Source organism: Antarctobacter sp., from assembly GCF_965277915.1.
Classification (GTDB): Bacteria; Pseudomonadota; Alphaproteobacteria; order Rhodobacterales; family Rhodobacteraceae; genus Antarctobacter.
The window spans coordinates 2,107,545-2,127,996 of sequence record NZ_OZ255849.1 but is presented as its reverse complement, the minus strand read 5'-3'; the positions used below and the strand labels follow the sequence as shown (position 1 = coordinate 2,127,996).

Annotated in this window: 21 protein-coding genes; 15 read left to right on the top strand and 6 right to left on the bottom strand. The window is 63.0% G+C overall.

The features are described from left to right. The first annotated feature begins 64 nt into the window (after positions 1–64). The 9 genes from ACQY5B_RS11200 (at position 65) to tsf (ending at position 8,911) form a co-directional block, all read left to right on the top strand. Positions 65–1,105 carry a substrate-binding domain-containing protein gene (locus ACQY5B_RS11200; protein ID WP_305971404.1) on the top strand — a complete coding sequence of 347 codons (1,041 nt, stop codon included), beginning with the start codon at positions 65–67 and terminating at the stop codon, positions 1,103–1,105. 106 nt (positions 1,106–1,211) lie between these two features. Then, positions 1,212–2,684, top strand: a complete 1,473-nt coding sequence (gene pstC / locus ACQY5B_RS11195) for a phosphate ABC transporter permease subunit PstC (RefSeq protein ID WP_420325219.1) — start codon at positions 1,212–1,214, stop codon at positions 2,682–2,684. Then, a complete protein-coding gene (gene pstA / locus ACQY5B_RS11190; protein WP_305971406.1) occupies positions 2,684–4,015 on the top strand; it encodes a phosphate ABC transporter permease PstA in 1,332 nt (443 codons plus the stop codon). Before pstC ends, pstA begins: the two co-directional genes overlap by 1 nt. A gap of 30 nt (positions 4,016–4,045) precedes the next feature. Further along, the gene (pstB, locus tag ACQY5B_RS11185; RefSeq protein ID WP_305971407.1) at positions 4,046–4,843 is read left to right on the top strand and encodes a phosphate ABC transporter ATP-binding protein PstB; all 798 of its coding nucleotides are present in this window, start codon (positions 4,046–4,048) and stop codon (positions 4,841–4,843) included. Next, the gene (gene phoU / locus ACQY5B_RS11180) at positions 4,843–5,571 is read left to right on the top strand and encodes a phosphate signaling complex protein PhoU (RefSeq protein WP_420325220.1); all 729 of its coding nucleotides are present in this window, start codon (positions 4,843–4,845) and stop codon (positions 5,569–5,571) included. Before pstB ends, phoU begins: the two co-directional genes overlap by 1 nt. A gap of 16 nt (positions 5,572–5,587) precedes the next feature. After that, positions 5,588–6,277, top strand: coding sequence for a phosphate regulon transcriptional regulator PhoB (phoB, locus tag ACQY5B_RS11175; RefSeq protein WP_305971409.1), 690 nt, complete (start codon positions 5,588–5,590; stop codon positions 6,275–6,277). 108 nt (positions 6,278–6,385) lie between these two features. Continuing rightward, positions 6,386–6,958 (top strand): hypothetical protein, encoded by a 573-nt coding sequence (locus ACQY5B_RS11170; protein ID WP_420325221.1) that lies wholly within the window; start codon positions 6,386–6,388, stop codon positions 6,956–6,958. A 175-nt stretch (positions 6,959–7,133) separates the two neighbouring features. Beyond that, positions 7,134–7,910 (top strand): 30S ribosomal protein S2, encoded by a 777-nt coding sequence (gene rpsB / locus ACQY5B_RS11165; RefSeq protein WP_305971411.1) that lies wholly within the window; start codon positions 7,134–7,136, stop codon positions 7,908–7,910. A gap of 125 nt (positions 7,911–8,035) precedes the next feature. Then, entirely contained in the window at positions 8,036–8,911 is an 876-nt protein-coding gene (gene tsf / locus ACQY5B_RS11160) for a translation elongation factor Ts (RefSeq protein WP_305971412.1), read from the top strand. A gap of 519 nt (positions 8,912–9,430) precedes the next feature. Here the strand turns inward: tsf and ACQY5B_RS11155 are convergent. The 3 genes from ACQY5B_RS11155 to ACQY5B_RS11145 all read right to left on the bottom strand — a co-directional run bounded on the left by ACQY5B_RS11155 (position 9,431) and on the right by ACQY5B_RS11145 (position 12,109). Further along, a complete protein-coding gene (locus ACQY5B_RS11155) occupies positions 9,431–10,195 on the bottom strand; it encodes a helix-turn-helix transcriptional regulator (RefSeq protein WP_305971413.1) in 765 nt (254 codons plus the stop codon). Next, a complete protein-coding gene (gene aroQ / locus ACQY5B_RS11150; RefSeq protein ID WP_420325222.1) occupies positions 10,195–10,635 on the bottom strand; it encodes a type II 3-dehydroquinate dehydratase in 441 nt (146 codons plus the stop codon). Before aroQ ends, ACQY5B_RS11155 begins: the two co-directional genes overlap by 1 nt. Before the next feature lie 247 nt (positions 10,636–10,882). Continuing rightward, positions 10,883–12,109, bottom strand: coding sequence for an acyl-CoA dehydrogenase (locus ACQY5B_RS11145; protein WP_420325223.1), 1,227 nt, complete (start codon positions 12,107–12,109; stop codon positions 10,883–10,885). A 90-nt stretch (positions 12,110–12,199) separates the two neighbouring features. Here ACQY5B_RS11145 and ACQY5B_RS11140 point away from each other — a divergent pair, with 90 nt between their 5' ends. The 4 genes from ACQY5B_RS11140 (at position 12,200) to ACQY5B_RS11125 (ending at position 15,805) form a co-directional block, all read left to right on the top strand. Beyond that, positions 12,200–13,090: a LysR substrate-binding domain-containing protein gene (locus ACQY5B_RS11140; protein ID WP_305972505.1), complete on the top strand. Its 891-nt coding sequence runs from the start codon at positions 12,200–12,202 to the stop codon at positions 13,088–13,090. Positions 13,091–13,140: 50 nt separating this feature from the next. Beyond that, complete coding sequence (locus tag ACQY5B_RS11135; RefSeq protein WP_305972506.1) at positions 13,141–14,031, top strand: PfkB family carbohydrate kinase; 891 nt, start codon at positions 13,141–13,143, stop codon at positions 14,029–14,031. A 2-nt stretch (positions 14,032–14,033) separates the two neighbouring features. Next, complete coding sequence (locus ACQY5B_RS11130) at positions 14,034–14,948, top strand: pseudouridine-5'-phosphate glycosidase (RefSeq protein WP_420325224.1); 915 nt, start codon at positions 14,034–14,036, stop codon at positions 14,946–14,948. Between the two features lie 77 nt (positions 14,949–15,025). Then, positions 15,026–15,805, top strand: a complete 780-nt coding sequence (locus tag ACQY5B_RS11125) for a DUF502 domain-containing protein (RefSeq protein WP_305972508.1) — start codon at positions 15,026–15,028, stop codon at positions 15,803–15,805. 10 nt (positions 15,806–15,815) lie between these two features. Here the strand turns inward: ACQY5B_RS11125 and ACQY5B_RS11120 are convergent, their stop codons facing one another. Together ACQY5B_RS11120 and ACQY5B_RS11115 are read right to left on the bottom strand one after the other, a co-directional pair. Next, positions 15,816–16,856 (bottom strand): patatin-like phospholipase family protein, encoded by a 1,041-nt coding sequence (locus tag ACQY5B_RS11120; RefSeq protein WP_420325225.1) that lies wholly within the window; start codon positions 16,854–16,856, stop codon positions 15,816–15,818. A gap of 94 nt (positions 16,857–16,950) precedes the next feature. Then, positions 16,951–17,724 (bottom strand): 3-hydroxybutyrate dehydrogenase, encoded by a 774-nt coding sequence (locus ACQY5B_RS11115; protein WP_305972510.1) that lies wholly within the window; start codon positions 17,722–17,724, stop codon positions 16,951–16,953. Between the two features lie 384 nt (positions 17,725–18,108). Between ACQY5B_RS11115 and ACQY5B_RS11110 the strand changes: the two genes are divergently transcribed. Further along, positions 18,109–19,932, top strand: a complete 1,824-nt coding sequence (locus ACQY5B_RS11110; RefSeq protein ID WP_420325226.1) for an extracellular solute-binding protein — start codon at positions 18,109–18,111, stop codon at positions 19,930–19,932. Positions 19,933–19,977: 45 nt separating this feature from the next. Beyond that, a complete protein-coding gene (locus tag ACQY5B_RS11105; RefSeq protein ID WP_305972512.1) occupies positions 19,978–20,091 on the top strand; it encodes an entericidin EcnA/B family protein in 114 nt (37 codons plus the stop codon). Between the two features lie 73 nt (positions 20,092–20,164). On the opposite strand, the gene ACQY5B_RS11100 is transcribed toward ACQY5B_RS11105, so the two are convergent. After that, positions 20,165–20,443: a hypothetical protein gene (locus ACQY5B_RS11100; RefSeq protein ID WP_420325227.1), complete on the bottom strand. Its 279-nt coding sequence runs from the start codon at positions 20,441–20,443 to the stop codon at positions 20,165–20,167. Between the last annotated feature and the right edge of the window lie 9 nt (positions 20,444–20,452).

The window sequence follows — 20,452 nt, the reverse complement described above, 5'->3', positions numbered from 1 at the left end:
CCTTTAGCGGTCCGGGCCAAGGTCATCGTGGGGATGACTGATTCCTAAGTTCAGGGAGCTATCCATGAAATTCGCTAAACTGACCGCCTCCGCCATGGCGATCGCAGCTGTCTCGGCAACCGCCGCTGCTGCCCGTGACAACATCCAGGTGGCCGGTTCCTCGACCGTTCTGCCCTACGCCTCGATCGTGGCCGAAGCCTTTGGTGCCAACACTGACTTCCCGACCCCGGTTGTTGAATCCGGCGGCTCCTCGGCTGGCCTGAAGCGTTTCTGCCAGGGTGTCGGCACCGAGCACACCGACGTGGCCAACGCGTCGCGCAAGATCCGCGAAAAGGAAATCAAGGCCTGCGCCGAAAACGGTGTGACCGACATCATCGAAGTCCGCATCGGCTATGACGGCATCGTCTTTGCCTCGCAGCAGGACGGCCCGGCCTACAACGCCTTCACCCAGGCAGACATCTTCAACGCCCTGGCGCCGAAGGTCATGGTCGACGGCGAGCTGGTCGACAACCCCTACACCAAGTGGTCGGACTTCAACGCCGATCTGCCGGACGCCGAGATTCTGGCCTTCATCCCGGGCACCAAGCACGGCACCCGTGAAGTGTTCGAAGAGAAGGTGATCGCGGTTGGCTGCGAGATGACCGGCGCCCACGACGCGATGATCGCGGCCGGCATGTCCGAGGACGACGCCGAAGACGCTTGCCTCGAGGTTCGCACCGACGGCCGTTCGGTCGACATCGACGGTGACTACACCGAGACCCTCGCCTCGATCGACGCCAACGCACACGGCATCGGCGTGTTCGGCCTGGCGTTCTACGAGAACAACACCGACAAGCTGAAAGTCGCCACCATGGCCGGCGTCATGCCCTCGACCGAGACCATCGCGTCGGGCGAGTACCCGGTGTCGCGCCCGCTGTACTTCTACGTCAAGAAGGCCCACATCGGCGTGATCCCCGGCCTCAAGGAATACGCCCAGTTCTTCGTCGCTGACGAGCTGGCAGGCCCCTCCGGCCCGCTCGCCAACTACGGCCTGGTGTCCGACCCCGAACTGGCCAAGACCCAGCAGATGGTCGCCGACGAAGTCGTGATGGGCGAAGGCATGTAATCACCCCTTCGAGGGTCGATTTCACCTGACGCCTGCGGGGGCGGCATATTCCGCCGCCCCCACTGCTTTTAGGACCTTTTCAATCATACCTGACTTCGGGGGGCACATGCCTGTTTTCTGGCTCATCGTGATCGTGCTCGCGCTGGCGGCGGCGGGGTATTTCCTCGGCCGTGGCCGCGCGTTGCAAAGCGCCGGGGGCGACCGCCGTCACCTGCATTCGCTGCCGACCTACTACGGGTCGAACGTGGCGCTGAAGGCCGTCGTTCCGGCCTGCTTGCTGTTGGTCGTCTGGCTCGTGGCCCAGCCATTCTACGTCACCAACGTGATTTCCGGCATGATCCCGGCCAGCGACATCCCCGAGGGTTCGAGCCGCGGACTGGTACTGTCCGAGGTGCGCCGCACCGCCGAGGGGCTCGACAACGCGGTGGCAGCCGGTGTGATGACAGAGGAATTCGCGCGCAACGCGCGTGCCGATTTCACCGATGTCACGCAGCGTCTGAAAGACGCCAACCAAGTCGTGACCAACCAGATCACGCAGCCGGTCCTGCGCGCCGCGCAGAAATACCGCATCGTCAACGGCACCGGCAACATGGTCATGACCGGCGCGGTGATCCTGGTCGCGCTTCTGGGCGCGTTCTGGGGTCTCAAGGAGACGCACAAGGCGTTCCGCGCCCGCAACTCGGTCGAAAAAGGTGTCATGGCGCTGCTGATCGCGGCCGCCTCGATCGCGGTCTTGACCACAGTCGGCATCCTGTTTTCGCTGATCGGCAATACCATCGAGTTCTTCCGCCTTTATCCCGCCAGCGAGTTCTTCACCTTACTGGAATGGGCGCCCAGCTTTTCCGGCCGGGGCGGCGCGTCCAGCCTGGGGGTTCTGCCGCTGCTCTGGGGGACCTTGTACATTTCGCTGGTCGCGCTGATCGTGGCGGTGCCGATCGGCCTTTTTGCAGCCGTCTACCTGTCGGAATACGCTTCGAAGCCGGTGCGCAGCTTTGCCAAACCGATGCTCGAGGTGCTGGCCGGAATCCCGACCATCGTCTACGGTCTTTTTGCTCTGCTGACCATCGGCCCGATGCTGCTGAGCGTCTTCGGCCCCGACGGGACCGGCTGGATGGGTGGCCAGCGTGCGGTGATCACTGCGGGCCTGGCCATGGGCATCATGCTGATCCCCTTCGTCAGTTCGCTCAGCGACGACATCATCAACGCGGTTCCGCAAGCGATGCGTGACGGTTCTTACGGGTTGGGCGCAACCAAGTCCGAGACCATCAAGCAGGTGATCCTGCCCGCCGCCTTGCCGGGCATCGTGGGGGCCGTGCTTCTGGCAACCTCGCGCGCCATCGGTGAAACCATGATCGTGGTTCTGGGGGCAGGGGCCGCCGCCCGGCTCAGCCTCAACCCCTTCGAGGCAATGACCACCGTGACCGCCAAGATCGTCAGCCAGCTGACCGGCGACAGCGACTTTGCCTCGCCCGAGGCTCTGGTGGCTTTCGCCCTGGGGATGACCCTCTTCATCATGACGCTGGGGCTGAACGTCTTCGCCCTCTACATCGTGCGCAAATACCGGGAGCAGTACGACTAATGACCGACGCAAGCATGGATACGCCCCGGCCGCGCCGGGCCAAGACCTCTCTGGTGAGCGAAGACGCGCGCACGAAAAAGCGCAACGCGGCGGAAAAACGGTTCCAGGCCTACGGGATCCTCGCCATTGCCACCGGCCTGTTCTTTCTTGCCGTTCTGGCATTCTCGATCGTCCGCTCGGGCCTGCCGGCCTTCACCACGACCGTTGTCGACGTCAATTTCACCCTGACGCAGGAAGAGTTCGACGAGGCCGAGGGCCAGCTGTTCAAGACCAAGGCCTATTCCGGCTACTTCATCTCTGCCCTGCAGAAAAAGCTGGAGACGGAGAATGTGCAGGTGGCCTTTGACGAGGCGGCCATCGAACGGATCATGGGCAAGATCGGCAGCACGCTGCGGGAATACTACACCGCAAACCCCGATCAGCTGGGCGAGGAAGTGGCTTTCAAGCTGAACGCCGCCTCGCGCGTGGACGGCTATTTCAAGGGCCGCGTGCAGCGCGAGACCCTGCAGGACAGCCGCTTCCTGACGCTGGCCGATCTCGATCTCGTGGACGCTCTCGCCGAGGCCGGCATCATCCACACCGCGTTCGACTGGGGGTTCATCACCGGGGCGGATTCCGGCGTGGACAACCCCGGGGGCGCAGGCATCGGGGCGTCTGTGGTGGGCTCGTTCTTCATGATGCTGGTGGTGCTGTTGCTGTCGCTGCCCATCGGTGTCGCGGCCTCGATCTACCTCGAGGAATTCGCGCCGCAGAACCGCTGGACCGACATGATCGAGGTGAACATCTCGAACCTTGCAGCCGTCCCGTCGATCGTCTTCGGCATCCTGGGTCTGGCCGTCTTCATCCAGTTCATGCACCTGCCGCAATCGGCACCTCTGGTCGGTGGCCTGGTCCTGACGCTGATGACCCTGCCGACGATCATCATCTCGACACGCGCCTCGCTCAAGGCGGTGCCGCCCTCGATCCGCGACGCGGCGCTGGGTGTGGGCGCCTCCAAGATGCAGGCGGTGTTCCACCACGTTCTGCCCCTGGCCATGCCCGGCATCCTGACCGGCACGATTATCGGCCTGGCGCAGGCGCTGGGAGAGACCGCGCCGCTCTTGCTGATCGGCATGGTGGGCTTTGTCGCCCGCGGTTATCCGGATGGGTTCATCAGCGGCTTCACCGACCCGAACTCGGCCATGCCCGCGCAGATCTACACCTGGGCTGCGCGCGCGGATCAGGCGTTTTACGAAAAGGCCTGGGGCGGTATCATCATCCTGCTCATCTTCCTGCTGACCATGAACATCATCGCAATCATTCTGCGCCGCCGTTTCGAGCGCCGCTGGTAAGGCCCGGGCAGCGGATCTAGGAGAGTAACAATGTACGACGCACCGCATACGGAGAGAGACGTGGACCAGCAGGACATCAAGATCAGCGCCCGCAAGGTGCAGGTCTATTACGGCACCACCCATGCCATCAAAGACGTGGACTGTGACATCGAGGACAAGACCGTCACAGCCTTCATCGGCCCGTCTGGCTGTGGCAAGTCCACCTTCCTGCGCTGCCTGAACCGGATGAACGACACCATCGACGTCTGCCGCGTCGAAGGTGACATCATGATCGACGGCGAGGACATCTACGACAAACGGGTCGACCCGGTGCAACTGCGCGCCAAGGTCGGCATGGTCTTCCAGAAGCCGAACCCGTTCCCGAAGTCGATCTATGACAACATCGCCTACGGCCCGCGCATTCACGGGCTGGCCAAGTCCAAGGCGGATCTCGACGAGATCGTCGAGAAAAGCCTGCGCCGCGGCGCCATCTGGGACGAGGTCAAGGACCGTCTGGACGCGCCGGGCACCGGCCTGTCGGGCGGCCAGCAACAGCGCCTGTGCATCGCCCGCGCCGTGGCCACCGAACCCGAGGTCCTGCTGATGGACGAACCCTGTTCGGCGCTTGACCCGATCGCGACCAGCCAGGTCGAGGAACTGATCGACGAGTTGCGGCAGGACTACTCGGTCGTCATCGTGACCCACTCGATGCAGCAGGCCGCGCGCGTCAGCCAGAAGACCGCCTTCTTCCACCTGGGGAACCTCGTGGAATTTGGCGACACCGGCAAGATTTTCACCAACCCGGTGGACAGCCGGACGGAAAGCTACATCACGGGACGGATCGGCTAATGTCAGACCTCAATCAACATATCGCCAGCGCCTTCGACCGCGATCTGGAAGGCATCCAGGCCCAGATCATGAAGATGGGGGGGCTTGTCGAGGCCGCCATCATGCAATCCGCCAAGTCGCTGGAGACCCGCGACGAGGAACTGGCCGATCTGGTGCGCCGCAACGATGCCGCCATCGACGCGCTGGAGGAAAGCCTGAACGAAGAGGCGGCCCGGGTGATCGCCTTGCGGGCGCCGACCGCATCGGACCTGCGCATCGTCCTGTCGGTCATGCGCATGTCGGCCAACCTGGAACGCATGGGTGACCTCAGCAAGAATATCGCCAAGCGGACCGGCGTGCTGGTGCAGATGCAGGCCATCGGCGGCACGGCGCCCTCGTTGCGCCGCATGGCGCGCGAGGTCGAACTGATGCTCAAGGACGCGCTCGACGCCTATATCCAGCGCGACGTAGCCCTGGCCGAGGACGTGATCGAGCGCGACCGGGACGTGGACCAGATGTACAACACGCTGTTCCGCGAATTCCTGACGTTCATGCTGGAAGATCCGCGCAACATCACCGCCTGCATGCACCTGCATTTCATCGCCAAGAACATCGAACGCATGGGCGACCATGTGACCTCGATCGCCGAGCAGGTCGTTTTCCTGACCACCGGCCGCAAGCCGGAAGAGCCTCGGGAAAAGGCGGACCGCACATCGACCGACGCCGCCCTGGCGCCGGATGCGGATTAGAACGGAGATTGATCACATGGCCGCAGATCAGCCGACAGTCCTGGTGGTCGAGGACGAAGCCGCGCAACGGGAGGTCCTGACCTACAATCTCGAAGCCGAGGGGTTCCGCGTCGCGCGGGCCGAGAACGGTGAAGAAGCGCTGGTGCTGATCGACGAGGAAAGCCCGGACATCATCGTGCTGGACTGGATGCTGCCCAACGTCTCGGGGATCGAGGTCTGTCGCCAGATCAAGACCCGTCCCGACACCCGCAGCGTGCCGATCATCATGCTTTCGGCCCGGTCCGAAGAAGTGGACCGGGTGCGCGGGCTTGAAACCGGGGCGGATGACTACGTGGTCAAACCCTACTCGGTGATCGAACTGATGGCTCGGGTGCGCGCACAGCTGCGGCGCGCGCGTCCGGCCGCTGCCGGGTTGCGCCTTGAATACGAGGACATCGTGCTCGACAGCGAAACCCACCGCGTGACGCGCGACAACAAGGCGCTGAAACTGGGGCCGACGGAATTCCGTCTGCTGACGACATTCATGGAAAAGCCCGGCCGGGTCTGGTCGCGCGAACAGTTGCTTGACCGGGTCTGGGGGCGCGACATCTATGTCGACACCCGCACCGTGGATGTTCATATCGGGCGCCTTCGCAAGGCGTTGTGCCAGCATGGCGGAAACGATCCGCTGCGCACGGTGCGCGGCGCCGGTTATGCTTTGGGGTGATGCAAAAGGGCAGGGCGGTGTCCTTTTCTCCGTCCTCGCCACTGACCGCTTGATCTGCGAAGTGAACGCGTCATCTTATCTGCTGTGCAGCAGGTGAGGATGCATTCCGTGATACGCGGCTTTCTGACAGTTCTGGCCTTCGTGGTTCCGCTTGGCGCGGTAGAGGCGCATGAGGTGCGTCCGGCAATCGCCGATCTTGAGACACCGGATGGCCGGATCACGCTTGTCCTGCGCATGAGCATGGAACCGGTCCTGGCCGGGATCGACCTCGAAGGTGTCGAGGATACCAACGAGACCGACCGTTCCGATGCCGTCGACCAGTTGCGCGCGCTGCCCGCAGAGGAATTCAAGGAACGGATCGAGGCGGAAACCGGGGACGTTCTGGACAGGGTGACGATCCGGGTCGACGGAAAAACGGTGCCCCTCCGCGTGACAGAGATCCAGGTGGACGAGGTCGCGGACGTCTCTTTGCCTCGGGAAACGCGGCTGTTCCTTGCCGGCACTTTGCCTGACGGCGCACGGGCCCTGAGCGTCGGCTGGCCGTCCGAATATGGCACGCTGATCCTGCGCCAGATGGATGTGGACGACGGGTTTACCGGCTACCTGACGGGCGGATATTCCGATCCCATCGCCATCGAGGATGACAGCGGTTGGGGCTTTCTGGACGGGATCTTTCGCTGACCTTGGCCACCCGGGCCCTTTGCCCCTTGCGCCCCTTGTGAAACCGCTGTAATGCGCGCGGCACGAACCCCGCAGGCGGGGGCGGGCCTATTGGACAGACATCCCCAAAGGTCCACCGGTTGAGGCAGTTGCCTTGATCCCCCGCCGAGGATTGAAACCGGAAAGGATAGAAGGCATGGCTCTTCCCGAGTTCACCATGCGTCAGTTGCTGGAAGCTGGCGTTCATTTTGGCCACCAGACGCAGCGCTGGAACCCCCGCATGGGCGAGTTCATCTACGGTGCGCGCAACGGCATCCACATCATGGACCTGACGCAGACCGTCCCGATGCTGGACGCTGCCCTGAACGCCATTCGCGAATGTGTGGCCAAGAACGGCCGCGTGCTGTTCGTCGGCACCAAGCGTCAGGCTGCCCAGCCGATCGCCGAAGCCGCCGAGAAATGTGCACAGTACTACATGAACCACCGCTGGCTGGGCGGCACGCTGACCAACTGGCAGACCGTGTCGCAGTCGATCAACCGCCTGCGCGAGATCGACGAGCAGATGGAAGGTGGCGCCGAAGGCCTCACCAAGAAAGAGCGCCTCAACATGGAGCGTGACCAGGCCAAGCTGCAGGCATCGCTGGGCGGGATCCGCGAAATGGGCGGCGTGCCGGACATGCTTTTCGTCATCGACGTCAAGAAAGAGCAACTGGCCGTTGCCGAAGCCAACAAGCTGGGCATCCCGGTTGTGGCCGTCGTCGACACCAACTGCTCGCCCGAGGGCGTCGACTACATCATCCCCGGCAACGACGACGCGGCCCGCGCCATCGCGCTGTACTGTGATCTCGTCAGCCGCGCTGCGCTGGACGGCATGACCGGCCAGATGGAAGCGGCAGGCGTCGATCTGGGCGCGCTCGAGGAAGCACCGGCCGAGGAACTGCTGGCCGACGCGGGCGAGAACGCCGAGGGCTGATCCCCGGGGCCTGTGTCGCAAAAACGATACAGGTCCGTGACATGAGGGGTGGCCAAGGCCCGGGGGATCCCCGGCGGCCGGGGCCACCCGACCTCCTGCAAAGAGACGATGAGGAGAGCCAAGACATGGCGATCACTGCAAAACAGGTGAAAGAACTGCGCGAAATGACCGGCGCAGGCATGATGGACGCCAAGAAGGCGCTGACCGAAACGGACGGCGACTTTGACGCGGCCATCGACTGGCTCCGCACCAAGGGCCTGGCCAAGGCGGCCAAGAAATCCGGCCGCACCGCGGCAGAGGGCCTCGTCGCCGTCAAGGTCGACGGCGGCAAGGGCGTGGCCGTCGAGGTCAACTCGGAAACCGACTTCGTTGCCAAGAACGCCGAGTTCCAGCAGATGGTTGCCGGCATCGCCGAAACCGCGCTGAACGTGGCGGACGTCGAGGCGCTGAAAGACGCGGACATGGGCGGCAAGGCCGTCAACGAACGCATCACCGACGCTGTCGCCAAGATCGGCGAGAACATGTCGCTGCGCCGCATGGCATCCGTCGAAGGCGACGTCGTGGCCGCCTATGTCCACAACGCGGCCGCTGACGGCATGGGCCAGATCGGCGTTCTGGTCGCCATGAAGGGCGGCTCGGAAGAGTTCGGCAAGCAGGTTGGCATGCACATCGCGGCCATGAACCCCGCCGCTCTGAACGAAGCCTCGCTGGATCCGGCCGTGGTCGAGAAGGAAAAGCAGGTCCAGATCGATATCGCCAAGGAATCGGGCAAGCCCGACGCCGTGATCGAAAAGATGATCGTCGGCCGCATGAAGAAGTTCATGGCCGAAGTGACGCTGCTGGGCCAGGCTTTCGCTCTGGACACCGACAAGACCGTCGAGCAGGCCGCCAAGGACGCCGGCGCAGAGATCGTCGGCTTTGTTCGCCTGCAGGTCGGTGAAGGCATCGAGAAGAAAGAAGAGGATTTCGCAGCCGAAGTGGCCAAGGCCGCCCAGGGCTAAGTCGGTCCTGAAAGGGCAGGGGCTCCCTGCCGGTTGCGAATCGAGAAAGGCGCCGGACCGAAGGTCGGCGCCTTTTTCTTGTTTGTTTTCTGGGATTTCAGGGCGAGATAGGCGGGACTTTGCCGGTGTTCAATATCGGACTGGTGTCGTGCTTGCGCCCGAGTCAGATCCCGCATAGGTTGAGTTTGAGATGAATTCGGGGTCCCCGGTTGAGGCATTGGGGATGAGATCCAGGGACCCCGAAAGGATGCTGGCCGACGGAAAGCGCTAATTGCCTCCGTCGTACCAGCGCCCGGTTTACACCGGAGGTTCCGCAGGGCCCGGTAATACGCGGGTTACGGTCCCTTCGTTCCATGGCCAAAGCCACCACTCACGGAACATGTGAACAATCGCAATTTACCTTGGGTTAGGGAAGTACGGATTTCCTGACCAAAGGGTAAAGGCGAAAAATTCACGCGGGAATCACGCGGACAGACGTCGCTAACGTCTTGCCCGTGCACCATTTCCCGACATTTGTGGCTACTGTGCCTCAAGAATGTACATTTGGTTGTGAAACGCGGCCTTGGCGACGGCTTGGGCGGTTGTTTCCACATTCAGGGTCTCTCTCGCCAGACGCAGGTGCTTTTCCACCGTTGCCTGCGTGAGTCCCATGATCTGCGCGATGTCCTGCATGGTCTTGCCATCCCCAACCCATTCCAGAGCCTCGCGCTGACGTGGTGTCAGGTTCTGGCCAGCGAGGGGCAGGGGCAGGGTGAGGATCTTGAGGTGTACGAGGTTGTTCAGCAGAACGATATCCTGACCGTGCTCGGCCCAGACCGCGTCTGCTTCATCCTGGTTCATCTCGGCGCGCGTGGTCAGAGAGATCGCCCCCTTGGCCCGGTGCGAGACCGACTGAAAGCTGATCGTGTACCCAGCATGCACCTTGTGCTGCAGGTTGAAGGCCACCACCTTGGCGGCCTTGTCGTCCAGCGTGCCCTTGTTGATCTGTTCGGCCATGACGCGCCAGCTGCAGTGGCCTTCGTTTTCCAGCGCCCAGCGAACCATTGGGGCGTGACGGTAAAGTCCGTCTTCGACGAAGCCCTTGCGGTAGGCAGGGGTGTGGTTGGTCAGGACGATGAAGTCATTGGGATCGCCGAAACTGGTCGCCGTCAGGAACCGCGTGAACCCGTAGAGCAGCCTGTCGAAGCCGTAGCTGTCCATCTTGGCACAGTGCTTTTCCCAGAGGTCCTGGACCTCTTCGGCATTCGTGACCTCGATCAGGTAGTCTCTTAGTTCAGGTGTCATTACCGGGTCTCCAGAAAGCCGAGCAGCGCGTCTATAGCCAGTTTATACCCGTTTGCGCCGAAACCCGCTATCACTCCAATTGCAACAGGCGCGATGAATGACTTGTGCCGGAATTCCTCGCGCGCATGGACATTGGAGAGGTGCAATTCGATGGTCGGCATCTCGGCGCCCTTGATGGCATCCATCATCGCGATCGAGGTATGCGTGTAGGCACCCGCGTTCAGGACAATGCCCGCATGGGTGCCGCGGGCCTCCTGGATGTGGGTCACGAGCGCGCCTTCATGGTTCGACTGGGCGCAGATCACGTCGATCCCGCGCGCCTTGCCGTGTTCGACGCACATCGCCTCGACATCGGCCAAGGTCGTGTGGCCGTAAATTTCGGGCTGACGGGTGCCCAGCAGGTTCAGGTTCGGTCCGTTCAGGACGAGGATCGAGGTCATACGCAACTCCGGAAGCTTTACGTCCGGGTATGAGATTTGCGGCGTCTCTGTCCAGCGCGGCATCGGTTTCGGGTTGGATTATCGGATAATCGTTGCGCTGCGGACGCTTGGGGTGCGGCTCGGCACGCTCTGTTATTTACATAATACAGATTATCAGATTGACGGATGCACAGATCTAGCGTCGTTCCGACCGACGTGTTCTGAGCAACGGTAGCCGGACGGCGATCCGTCCGGCCACGGGTTCGGATCAGAAAAACGCCTGCAGTCCGGTCTGCGCGCGGCCCAGGATCAGGGCATGAACATCATGCGTGCCTTCGTAGGTGTTCACCGTCTCGAGGTTCAGCATGTGGCGGATCACCTGGAATTCGGCCGAGATGCCGTTGCCGCCGTGCATGTCGCGCGCCATCCGCGCGATCTCCAGCGCCTTGCCGCAGTTGTTGCGCTTGAGGATCGAGATCATCTCGGGTGCGCCCTGCGCCTCGTCCATCAGGCGTCCCACGCGCAGGCAGCCCTGCAGCCCAAGCGCAATTTCGGTCTGCATGTCGGCAAGTTTCTTTTGGAACAGCTGGGTCTGTGCGATGGGCTTTCCGAACTGCTTTCGGTCCAACCCGTACTGCCGCGCGGCGTGCCAGCAGAACTCTGCCGCGCCAAGCGCGCCCCATGCGATGCCGTAGCGTGCGCGGTTCAAACATCCAAATGGCCCTTTAAGCCCTTGAACATGAGGCAACAACGCCTCTTCTCCAACTTCGACGCCTTCCAGAACGACCTCACCGGTCACGCTGGCGCGCAGGCTCAGCTTGTTGGCCACCTTGGGCGCTGACAGGCCCTTGGCACCCTTGTCCAGGACGAAGCCACGGATCTTGCCGTCATGGGCGTCGGACTTGGCCCAGACAACAAAGACATCCGCCACCGGCGCGTTGGAGATCCACATCTTCGATCCGGTCAGGCGGTATCCGCCGTCGATCTTCTCGGCGCGGGTTTTCATGCTGCCCGGATCGCTGCCTGCGTCGGGTTCGGTCAGGCCGAAACAACCGATCCATTCGCCGCTGGCCAGTTTCGGAAGGTATTTCTTGCGCTGCTCTTCCGAGCCGTAGGCATAGATCGGATACATCACGAGGCTGGACTGCACCGACATCATCGAGCGATAGCCCGAGTCCACGCGCTCGATTTCCCGCGCGACAAGGCCGTATGAGACATAAGATCCGCCGAGGCCGCCATATTGCTCGGGTACGGTGATGCCGAGCAGGCCCATTTCACCCATCTCTGCAAAGATCGACGGTTCGACGGTTTCTTCCTCGAAGGCTTCGACGATACGCGGCGCGAGCTTTTCCTGGGCAAAGGCGCGCGCGCCCTCGGCGAGCATCCGTTCTTCTTCGCTCAACTGGTCTGCAAGGCGGAACGGATCTTCCCAGGTGAAACCACCCAGGTCCGGGGCATCCTTTGGTTTCAGTTCGGGTTTGGTCATCTCGTTCATGGCAGGCTCCTGTTCTTGGTTGGGCGCAGTATAGCTTGCACCTGTCGCATGGAAAAACGACAATATTGCAGGTATTCATGAGGAATGGGAATGCATCTGCCACCCCTGCCCGCCTTGCGCGCGCTCGAAGCGCTGGATCGCCTTGGCAGCGCCACTGCGGTCGCACAAGAACTCAACCTGACGCAAAGCGCCGTCTCGCGCCAGCTCAAGACCCTTGAAGACCAATTGGGCGTCACGCTTTTCCTGCGTGGAAACAGGGCGTTGCGCCTCACTCCTCAGGCGCGCAGCTTTGCCGGCACGGTGCGCGAGACGCTTGATCGGCTCACAGAGGCGGCAATGGCGCTGCGTCTCGACCCTTCGGGTGGAGCTCTGAACCTTGCGATCCTGCCGAGTTTCGGGATGCGCTGGCTTGTGCCCCGCCTTCCGGATTTCACCCGACGCCATCCAGAGGTGACGGTAAACCTGACCACACGATTGCGCCCGTTCAACTTTGCCACCGAACCCCTTGATGCTGCATTGCATTTCGGCGCACCTGACTGGCCGGACACGCATCACCTGCGCCTGATGACCGAGACCGTGCAACCGCTTGCGGCACCGGCGCTAATGCCGGAAGGGCCGCTGCCGCTGGAGGCGCTGCGGCGCTTGCCGCTGTTGCATATACAGACCCGGCCGGATGCCTGGGCAGATTGGTTCACGACGCAGGGGCTGTCACCCGGGCCCTTGCCCGGGCCGACCTTCGACCAGTTCACCGCCATTCTGCAGGCCGCACTGCACGGGTTGGGTGTGGCACTCTTGCCCGATTACCTCAGCACTGCGGAGCGCGCGGCGGGCACGTTGCAACCCGCGCATGAGGCCGCGCCGGTCAGTCTGGGAGCCTATTACCTCGTCTGGCCGGCCGACCGTCCGGCGCCGCCCGCACTTGTTGCCTTTCGGGACTGGCTGGCGCTTTGCGCCGACGAAGAGGACATGCTGCCACGATAAGGGACGGTTGCGGCTTGCACCGCCCTGCCCTTCGCGCCAAAAACGCGGCAATGAAAACGCGTGACCCGGATATTCTCTGCATCGGTTCCGTCCTGTGGGACATGATCGGCCGCTGTGACCAGACCATGCAGGCCGGCAATGACAAGCCGGGCCGCATCCGTCTGATCCCCGGTGGTGTGGCGCTGAACATCGCCATGACACTGGCCGGACTTGGGATGCGGCCGGCGCTGCTTTCGGTGGTCGGACAGGATGCCGAAGGCACGGCGCTGGCGGCGGAATGCACGCGCTTGGGGCTGGATACGACGCATCTGACGCGCGCGGCGGACCTGCCCACGGATCGCTACATGGCGATCGAAACGCCGGAGGGGCTGCTGGCTGCCATTGCCGATGCGCATTCCCTGGAACAGGCCGGCGCCCGCATCCTGTCGCCGTTGATCGATGGGCCACTGGGGACACCTCAGGCCCCCTACGAAGGCCGTATCGCGTTGGACGGCAACCTGACAGAGGCCCTGCTGGCCGAGATCGCGGCGCACCCGGCCTTTGCCCGTGCCGATCTGCGCATCGCCCCCGCCAGCCCCGGCAAGGCAACGCGGCTCTCCGCCTTTCTGCGCGCGGGACGCGGGACGCTTTATGTCAATCTCGAAGAAGCGTGCCTGCTCTGCGAGGCGCCGCTGACCAATGCCGCCGAAGCCGCGCGGGCCTTGGTCGAACGGGGGGCCGCGCGGGCGCTCGTCACGCATGGTGGCGCGCCCTGTTGCGATGCGACGGCGGATGCCAGCCATACGGAGACCCCGCCGCCCGTCACCGTGACCCGCGTTACCGGCGCGGGCGATACCTTCATGGCGGCGCATATCGCCGCTGAACGCGACGGCTTTGACCGGCCCGAAGCCCTGCGCCGCGCGCTGGCCGCCGCCGCGACCCATGTTTCCGGAGGAACCTAACGATGAGCCCGTTCAAATGCTCTCACGCCGTGGCCGAGGCCTTGGCCGATGGCCGCCCCGTGGTGGCGCTGGAAAGCACCATCGTCACCCACGGCATGCCCTGGCCGCAAAACCTCGAGGTGGCGCGCCGGGTTGAGGCGACGGTGCGCGAAAACGGCGCAGTGCCGGCCACAATCGCGGTGATCGACGGCACGCTCTATGTCGGGCTGGAAGATGCCCAGCTGGAGTCTCTGGCGCAGTCGAAGAAGGTGGCCAAACTGTCGCGTGCGGACATGGCCGTCTGCATGGCGCGCGGTGGCACCGGGGCGACCACCGTTGCGGCCACGATGATCGCCGCGCAACTCGCAGGGATCGAGGTCTTTGCCACCGGCGGCATCGGCGGCGTGCATCGCGGCGCCGAGACCAGTTTTGACATCTCCGCGGATCTGCAGGAACTGGCAGAGACCCGCGTGACCGTTGTTGCGGCGGGTGCCAAGGCCATTCTCGACCTGCCCAAGACCCTTGAGAGGCTGGAAACCCTTGGCGTCCCTGTCATGGCCTATGGCCAGGACCAGCTTCCCGCCTTCTGGTCGCGCGAGGCGGGCCTGCGGGCGCCGCAGCGCGCCGACAGTCCGGCAGAGATCGCCGCGGCGCACCGTATGCGCGCTCGGTTGGGTCTGCCTGGCGGGCAGCTTGTCGCCAACCCGATTCCCGCCGAGGCCGAGATCCCGCGCGAAACCCTGGCCCCGATCATCGCCGAGGCAACACGCGACGCGGAAACCCACGGAATCGCAGGCAAGGACCTGACACCCTACCTGCTGCAACGCATCTACGAACTGTCCGGGGGGCGCACGCTCGAGGCCAACATCGCGCTGGTTCTCAACAACGCCCGGCTGGCCGCCGGAATTGCGCAGGAATTGAGCGCCTTGCCCGCCTGATCGTCTTTCGAATGCAAAGCCCATTGTAGAGCCCGCGCGATGCACCTACTTTCGTCTCAATCGTCCCGGGACCTGCGATGACCACACCATTCGAGCCTACAACCCGCAAGCGGCCGGGTCTTTTCACGCGGCTGCGCACGTCTTTCCTGACCGGTATCGTGGTGATCGCGCCGGTCGGTCTGACCGTCTGGCTGATCTGGACCGTTGTCGGCTGGGTTGACGGGTTCGTCTGGCCTTTCGTGCCGGATGCCTACCAACCCAATGCGCTGCTCAATCGCTGGATGACCGGCCCCGACGGTCCGCGTCTTCCGTGGTTGTTCGACCTGCTTGACGCGGATGACGATGGCCGGATCGAGGTCAACGTGCGCGGCCTCGGCGTCTTTGTCTTCCTGTTCTTCACAATCGTCGTCGGCTGGATCGCCAAGGGGCTGATTGGTCGATCGATGATCAATTTCGCCGAAAGCCTGGTGGAGCGCACGCCGGTGGTGCGGTCGATCTACTCGGGCATCAAGCAGTTGGCCGAAACCATCTTTGCCCAGAGCGAGCGCAGCTTTGAAAAGGCCTGCCTGATCGAATACCCGCGCAAGGGCATCTGGGCGATCGGGTTCATTTCGACCGTGGCCAAGGGGGAGGTCGCCCGTCGAGCCATCACAAGCGGGGAGCTGGTGTCGGTCTTCGTTCCGACCACGCCCAACCCGACCTCGGGGTTCCTGCTGTTCTTTCCCAAGGAAGATGTGATCGAGCTGGACATGAGCCTTGAGGACGCAGCCAAGCTGGTGATTTCGGCAGGGCTTGTCTATCCCAACGGGCAGGACGCCAAACAGGCGCTCGAGGCACAGTTCCGCAAAGCGTCCTGAGGCGTCGACGTCAGCTGAACATCGCCCGCAAATCCGCCGTCTGACGGTGCCCCAGATCGCCCTTGTGGCTGTCCAGGAACCTGCCGGCCGCGCGGCGTCCGGCCTCTTTCAACTGGGCGATCACGGTGGGCACGGGCACCATCTTTGTCGCCACCGAAAGCGCGTTCATCAGCGCGTCGTCGGCGATCATGTGAATGCGCAGGTCCTTCATCGTTCCCGGCGTCAGCGCGCCGGTTTGCAAAAGCCTTTGCACGAAATCGATCGCCCGCAGTTCGCGCAGAAGCGAGGCGTTGAAACTGATCTCGTTGATCCGGTTCTGGATCTCTGGCGGGCTGACCGGGGTCTTGTCGCGCAGAAGCGGGTTGATGTTCACCACGATCACGTCGTCGGGCAGGTGCTTTTCGAACAGCGGAAACAGCGCCGGATTACCGGTATACCCCCCGTCCCAGAAGGGTTCCATGGTGCCGGTCTGCGGGTCCTCCAGTTCGACCGCCTGGAAAATTGTCGGCAGGCAGGCCGACGCCATGATCACCCGCGTGTTGAGCTGGTCGCCGGAGAACACCCGGATCTTGCCGTCGCGCACCTGGGTCGCGCAGACATAGAATTCCGGCCCCTCATGGGCACAGACCCGGTCAAAGTCGAACCGTTCGACGATCTTTTCCAGTGGGTTCCGGTAGAGGGGCCCCCAGGCGTAGGGCGAAACCATCCGCCCGACAGCCTCACCCCAGCTATAGGGAAGCGAATACTCCAGGCTCTTGCTGACCACCTCCGGGTGCGGCATCCAGCCTTGCAGCCAGTCGGGCATGGCCTCGTCGCGCAGGGCGCCGATCTGGGACCAAAGCCAGTCCAGCATCTCGCGCGCGCCCTCGTGGCCGCCCACCAACATGCCCGATTTCAGCGCCGCACCGTTCAGTGCCCCGGCCGATGTGCCGGTGATGGCCGAGATCTCGATCTCGGGCTCTTCCAGAAGGCGATCCAGCACGCCCCAGGTAAAGGCGCCGTGCGCGCCGCCGCCTTGCAGGGCCAGATTGATGCGAACGGACTTCGCCATGCGCCGCGCTCCCGTGCTTGCTTGGTTTCGGAAATGCCTTGGGGTGTATGTGCCGAAGGCCCGGAGGGGGTGAGCCCCCTCCTGCCCTGCTAGGTCAAAGTGCGGTCCAGCCGCCGTCGACGCTGATCGTCGTGCCGGTGATCTGCGCCGCCGCGTCGGAACAGAGGAAGACCGCAGTACCGCCCAGTTGTTCGACCGTGGCGAATTCCTTGGACGGCTGGCGCTTCAGCATCACCTCCTTGATCACGGTTTCCCGGTCCATGTCGTATTCCTTCATGGTGTCGGGGATCTGCGCCTCGACCAGCGGTGTCAGCACGTAGCCCGGGCAGATCGCGTTGGCGGTGATCGGTTCCTCGGCGGTTTCCAGCGCCGCGGTCTTGGTCAGGCCGACGATACCGTGTTTGGCGGCGATATAGGCGCTCTTGTAGGGCGAGGCGGTCAGACCATGCGCCGAGGCGATGTTGACGATGCGTCCCCATCCGGCGGCGCGCATTTTCGGCAGCGCGGCAGCCGTCGTGTGAAAGGCCGAGGACAGGTTGATCGCGATGATCGCGTCCCATTTTTCCGCCGGGAACTGGTCGATTGGGGCAACGTGCTGGATGCCCGCGTTGTTGATCAGGATATCGCAGGCGCCTGCCGTTTCGACCAGCGCGCGGCATTCATCCGGCTTGGACATGTCGGCCTTGATATAGCGCGCCTCGACGCCGTGTTCCTCGGCGATGGATTTCGCCAGGGCGTGATCTTCGTCGGAATCGGTGAAGGAATTGATCACCACCGAAGCCCCTGCCTTTGCCATCTCGTGCGCGATGCCAAGGCCGATGCCCGAGTTCGATCCGGTGATGATGGCGGTCTTTCCCTGAAGCGACATGTAGGCTCCCCGATGCTGGTTGTGTTCGCAGATGCAGCATAGTCCTGGATGCGGCGGTATGCACCCGCTCAATCACCGAGGTCCGGGGGAAATTCGGGAAGGCACCGGCGGGAACTTGCGCAGGTCGAAATGCCGCGCAAGCCCCCCGCTGACCGGGCTCAGAAACCTGTGACACCATGCCTGTCGAATGGCCAAAAAAAAACCCCGGCGCAAGGCCGGGGTTCAGTCATTGAGGCAGGTTTCATACAGGCAAGAAACCTATCGAGCAGTGCCCTCTGTATAAGCTTTTCGCCGCGTGAGTCCAAGCTAAAAGTTTGAAAAGGCGTAAAAGGAGCGATACGTTCCCCTCCAAGAAAACAAGGGCAGACAGGGATCGTTGCCAAAATGCGCGTAAATTTTTTCCGAAATCGGGTCGCAAAAATCGTCGCAGCCGGAGCGATTCTTTCCGCAGGCAGCCTGTGGGCGGACCCGCAGCATGGCATAGCTATGTATGGGGACCCGCAGCTTCCACCCGATTTTGTGTCGCTCCCCTACGCCAATCCGGAGGCGCCGACAGGTGGCCGGATCGTCACCGGAGAGCTTGGTAGCTACGACAGCCTCAATCCACTCATCCTGAAAGGCTCTGCACCCTGGCAGTTGCGCTTTCTGGTTTACGAAAGCCTGATGGGCCGGAACTACGACGAACCATTCTCTCTTTACGGTCTTCTGGCCGAATCGATAGAGGTCGGGCCGAATCGCGAATGGGTTGAAGTCACCCTCCGTCCCGAGGCCGAATTCTCCGACGGCTCCCCGGTGACGGTCGAGGATGTCATGTGGTCCTACGAGACGTTGGGCACCAAGGGACACCCGCGCTACCTCGGTCTCTGGGGCAAGGTCGAGAGCATGGAGCAGACCGGCGAGCGCTCCGTGCGTTTCACCTTCAACGAAGAAAACCCGGAACTGGCCCTGATCATCGGCATGCGCCCGATCCTGAAAAAGGCCCAGTGGGAAGCGTTGGATTTCGAAAATTCCAGCCTCGACCTCGTGCCGATCACCTCGGCGCCCTATGTCATTGGGGATTACGAGGCCGGCCGCTATGTCGAGTTGAACCGTAACCCGGATTATTGGGGCAAGGACGTCAACTTTCGCCGGGGCACCAACAACCTGGATACCATTCGGCTGGAATTCTTTGCGGACGATACCGCGTTGTTCGAAGCCTTCAAGGCCGGGATCATCAACACCATCCGCGAGACCAACGCCGAGAAATGGAAGACCCAGTACGATTTCCCGGCAGTCCGCAACGGCGACATCGTCAAGTCCGAGATCGCGCATCAGCGCCCCACCGGGATCACCGGTTTCGTCATGAATACGCGGCGCCCCAAGTTCGCCGACTGGCATGTGCGCGACGCGCTGATCCACGCGTTCAACTTCGAATACATCAACGACACGCTGACCGGCGGTGCGCAGCCGCGCATCACCTCCTATTACGGCAACTCTTTGCTGGGTATGCGTGACGGCCCCGCCGAAGGGCGGGTCCGGGAGTTGCTGACACCCTTTGCGGACGAGCTGCTGCCCGGAGCGCTGGAAGGCTACACCCTGCCGGTTTCCGATGGCAGCCCACGCAATCGCGAAAACTTGGCGAAGGCCATCGACCTCATGGCGGAGGCCGGCTGGACGGTGCAGGACGGGGTGATGAAGAACGCCGCGGGCGAGCCCTTCACCTTCGACATCCTGTTGCAGCAGGGCCAGGGCGAAAACGTCGCCATGGCCGAGATCTTCATTCGCGCGCTCGAGCGTATCGGCATCACCGCCGAAGTGACGATGATCGACCCGGCACAATACAAGGAACGCACCAACCAGTTCGATTTCGACATGACCAGCTTTCGGCGCGGTCTCTCGCTCAGCCCCGGCAATGAGCAGTTCCTCTACTGGGGCAGCGAGGGTGCCGACCAGGAAGGCTCCCGCAACTGGATGGGGATGAAGTCGGCCGCGGCGGATGCCATGATCAATGCCCTGTTGAGTGCGCAAAGCCGCGACGACTTCCTCGCCGCTGCCCGCGCGCTGGACCGTGTGTTGATCAGCGGTCGCTACGTGATCCCGGTGCAGGACAAATACGCCGTCAGCCGCATTGCCCACGCCAAGGAACTGACCTTTCCCAAGGATGACTTGCCGATCTATGGTGATTGGCTGGGCTTTCAGCCTGATGTATGGTGGTGGGAGGACGAGTGATCTCGTCCCTCACCTGACGGCGACAAGACCGGACAAGAGGCAGATATGAGAGTGGTTTTCGTGATCGCGCTGGCCGCGGGGCTGGCAGGATGTGGCACCGTCGACGGATTCGGGCAGGATATTTCCGCCGGGGCACGGACGGTACAGAGCTGGTTCTGACCAGAGGCACTGTCCTTTGGCATCAACGAAGGCGCGCTGGTGGCCCCCGCGCGCCTATTGCTGTTGGGCGTCGTTACAACATGCCCTTGCACCTGCTGGGCGATCCATCCTTGCCCAGGTGGTGAGGATTCAGGACGATGATCCAGCGCACGGGCTGGCCCGGTGCCTGCGTTCGGCGATAGGTGCAGCCATCGGGCGTTGTCATGGAGTCACCCAGCGGCACCGCGTACCCCTGCGTGCCGACAAACGGCTGAGCCTGCGCAAAGACCATCGTCTTGGGCGTCTCGGCATCGGTGGTGCTGAACGTGGCAAGCTCAATGGTTGCGGCGGCGACAAGCGGCAAGATGGCCATCTGGGAACT